At 71.5% G+C, this 3,348-nt stretch carries 2 protein-coding genes; both read right to left on the bottom strand.

The features are described from left to right. A partial coding sequence (locus F6Q13_RS16955) for an AMP-binding protein (protein ID WP_293059041.1) occupies positions 1 to 2,184 on the bottom strand: 2,184 nt, incomplete at its 3' end. Positions 2,185 to 2,280: 96 nt separating this feature from the next. Further along, a partial coding sequence (gene gabT / locus F6Q13_RS16950; RefSeq protein WP_293059038.1) for a 4-aminobutyrate--2-oxoglutarate transaminase occupies positions 2,281 to 3,348 on the bottom strand: 1,068 nt, incomplete at its 5' end.

Genomic DNA, 3,348 nt, shown 5'->3' with positions numbered 1-3,348 from the left:
GGCGGGCCGGGGCAGGCCCGGGGCGCCGGCCAGGGTCGCGGCGTCGAGGAACCTGTCCAGGGCCAGGTCGGCGGCGTGCACCTCGGTCGCGTTCCGGCCGTGCACCGAGGCGAACGTCGGCCGCGAGGAGCCGCGGCGGGCGGCCTCGACGTAGTCGGCGATCGACGCCAGGTCCGACGCCGGGCTCACGATCACCCCCACCGGGACGTCGACGTCGAAGATCTCCCGCAGCAGGGTGCCGAACGTCAACGCCGACAACGAATCCCCACCCAGGTCGGTGAAGCGCGCGTCGGGCGTCAGGTCGGTGGCCGGGACCCCCAGCAGCGCGGCCGCGGCCCGGGTGACGGTCTGGCGCACCGGCGCCTCGGCGCCGGTGCGCCGCAACGCGTTCAGCTCGCCGGCCTGCTGGTCGGCCAGCTCGGCGTAGAGCTGCTCCAACCGCGGGCCGTAGCGCGCCTTGAGCTTGGGCCAGGCCAGCTTGCGGATCCCGGTCAGCAGACCGTTCTCCAGCGTGAACGGCTCGGGTTCGACGAGGAAGTCGCGCGGCACCTCGTAGGACTGCAGCCCGGCCTGCTTGGCCACCGCCTGCAGCGACTCGGCGATCGCCGACTTGGAGGTGGCCGGGTCGGTGGGCACCACGACCGCCAGCAGGTAGGGCTGCGCGCTGTTGCCGTAGAGGTAGATCTGGCGCACCAGCGGGCTGGTGCCGAACACCGCCTCCAGCTTGGCCAGCGTGACGAACTCGCCCTGGGCGAGTTTGAGCACGTTGTTGCGCCGGTCGACGTAGACCAGCCGGTCCGGGCCGACCTGCGCCACCACGTCGCCGGTGCGGTAGTAGCCGTCGGCGTCGAACACGCCGGCGGTGATCTCCGGGCGTTTGTAGTAGCCCGGGAACATGTTCTCGGTCTTGACCAGCAGCTCACCGCGCGGATAGGGCCGGTCGGTGTGGAAATAGCCCAGCTCCGGGACGTCGACCAGCTTGTAGTCGAGCACCGGGGGGCGCTTTATGCACCCGTCGAAGAGCACCATGCCGGCCTCGGTCGAGCCGTAGCCGTCGACCAGGTGCAGCTGCAGCAACGACTCCACCCAGGACTTCAGCTCCGCCGAGATCGGCGCCGAGCCCGTCATCGCGGCCAGGTAGCGCCCGCCCAGCAGGTCGGTCCGCATCGCGGCCGCCACGTCGGCCTCGTCGCGGCCCCGGTCCACTTCGCTGAGGAACTCGTGGTGCAGCGTCTCCCAGATCCGCGGCACGAAGTTCAGCTCGGTCGGGCGCACCAGCGCGAGGTCCTCCAGCAGCGTCGACAGGTCGCTGCTGGCGCTGAAATACGCGGTGCCGCCGTTGCCGAGGGTGCCGTAGAGGACGCTGCGACCCATGACGTGGCTCATCGGCATGAAGTTCAGCGTGATCGACGCCGGGCTGGGCCCGTGCCAGCTGCGGGCGTGCCGCCACCACATCTTGGCGACGTTGCGCCGCGGGTACATCGCGCCCTTGGGGGCGCCCGTGCTGCCGGAGGTGTAGATCAGCAGCGCCAGCGCATCCTCGGGCAGCTCGACAACCGGGACCGGCAGGGTCTTGCCGCGGTCGAGCAGCTCGGCCAGCGTGTCCACCGGCAGCGTCGCGCGGGCCGCGGCCAGCGCCTCGCGGTGCTCGTCGAGCTCGTCGTGGTAGTCGAACACCACCAGCCGGGCTGGCCCGGTCCGGGCGAGATCGACGGCCTGGGCGAGGTAGTCGACGCCGGCCGCGATCAGCACCGGCTCGGTCTCGGCGACGACGGGGGCCAGCGCGTCGGTCGCCGCGCTGGTCTGCAGCGGCACCGACACCGCGCCGAGGCGCCCCAGCGCGATGTCGATCGTGGTGTAGTCGACACCGGTGAAACCCAGCACGGCGACCCGGTCACCGGGGGCGACCCCGCCATGAGCCCAGGCGGCGGCCAGCGCCGCGACCCGCTCGCCCAGCTCGCGGTAGGTGATGGTCTCGAAGCGCGGCAGCAGCCGCAGCGACGTGCGGCCGGACTGCGGATCGGTGACGACCTCGACGGCGCGGCGGCCCAGCGCGGGCCGCTCCGCGTAGCCTTCCAGCACGGTGGTCACGACCTGCGGCAGGCTCAGCCCGCCGTCGATGATCGCCGCGGTGATGGCCGGGTCGGGACGGGCGGCGGCGATCTGCGGGTCGGATGCGGTCATCGTCGTCCTCTCACACTGGCATCACACTGGCAACCGAAACTACGTTAGCATAGCTAATCTTCTGGTGGACTCGCGATGCCCGGTGAGATCGGCCACTCACCGCGTGGCGAAGAGCCCGGCCAGCACGTCGAGTCCCTCGCCCAGCAGCGCGTCGCTGATCGTCAGCGGCGGCAGCAACCGCAGCACGTTGCCGAACGTGCCCGCGGTCAGCACGATCACCCCGGCGGCGTGCGCGGCGGCGGCGATCTCAGCGGTCAGCTGCGGATCGGGCTCGGCGCCGCCGGGTTTGACCAGCTCGACGGCGATCATGGCCCCGCGGCCGCGCACGTCGCCGACCCGGTCGTCGCTGCGCTGCAGGGCCAGCAGCCGGTCCTTCATCAGCCGTTCGATCTGACGCGCCCGCTGCAGCAGGCCGTCGCTCTCGATGGTGTCGATGGTCGCCAGCGCCGCCGCGCAGGCAATCGGATTGCCGCCGAACGTGCCGCCCAGACCGGACACGTGCGGGGTGTCCATGATCTCGGCGCGGCCCGTCACCGCCGACAGCGGCAGCCCGCCGGCGACGCCCTTGGCGATGCAGATCAGGTCGGGCTCGACGCCCTCGTGCTCGCAGGCGAACATCGCGCCGGTGCGCGCGATCCCGGTCTGCACCTCGTCGGCGACGAAGACCACGTCGTTGTCCCGGCACCACCGCGCCAACGTGGGCAGGAATCCCTCGGCGGGCACGATGAACCCGCCCTCACCCTGGATTGGTTCGACGACGACGGCGGCCAGGTTGTCCGCGCCGACCTCCTTGGTGATGATGTCCAGCGCGCGCTGCGCGGCCGCGGCGCCGTTGGTCGCCAAGTCCTTGTCGAGCAGGCCGTCGCGGAACGGGTAGGACATCGGCGCCCGGTAGATCTCCGGCGCGAACGGCCCGAAGCCGCTCTTGTAGGGCATCGACTTGGCGGTCAGCGCCATCGCCAGGTTGGTGCGGCCGTGATAGGCGTGCTCGAAGGCCACCACGGCGGGTTTGCGGGTGTGGGAGCGGGCGATCTTGACGGCGTTCTCCACCGCCTCCGCCCCCGAGTTGAACAGCACCGAGCGCTTCTCGAAGGAGCCCGGGGTGATCCGGTTGAGCGTTTCGGCGACCGCGACATACCCCTCGTACGGCGTCACCATGAAGCA

The sequence above is a fragment of the Mycobacterium sp. genome (genome assembly GCF_008709575.1).
Classification (GTDB): Bacteria; Actinomycetota; Actinomycetes; order Mycobacteriales; family Mycobacteriaceae; genus Mycobacterium.
This window is presented reverse-complemented; position numbering and strand designations above follow the sequence as displayed.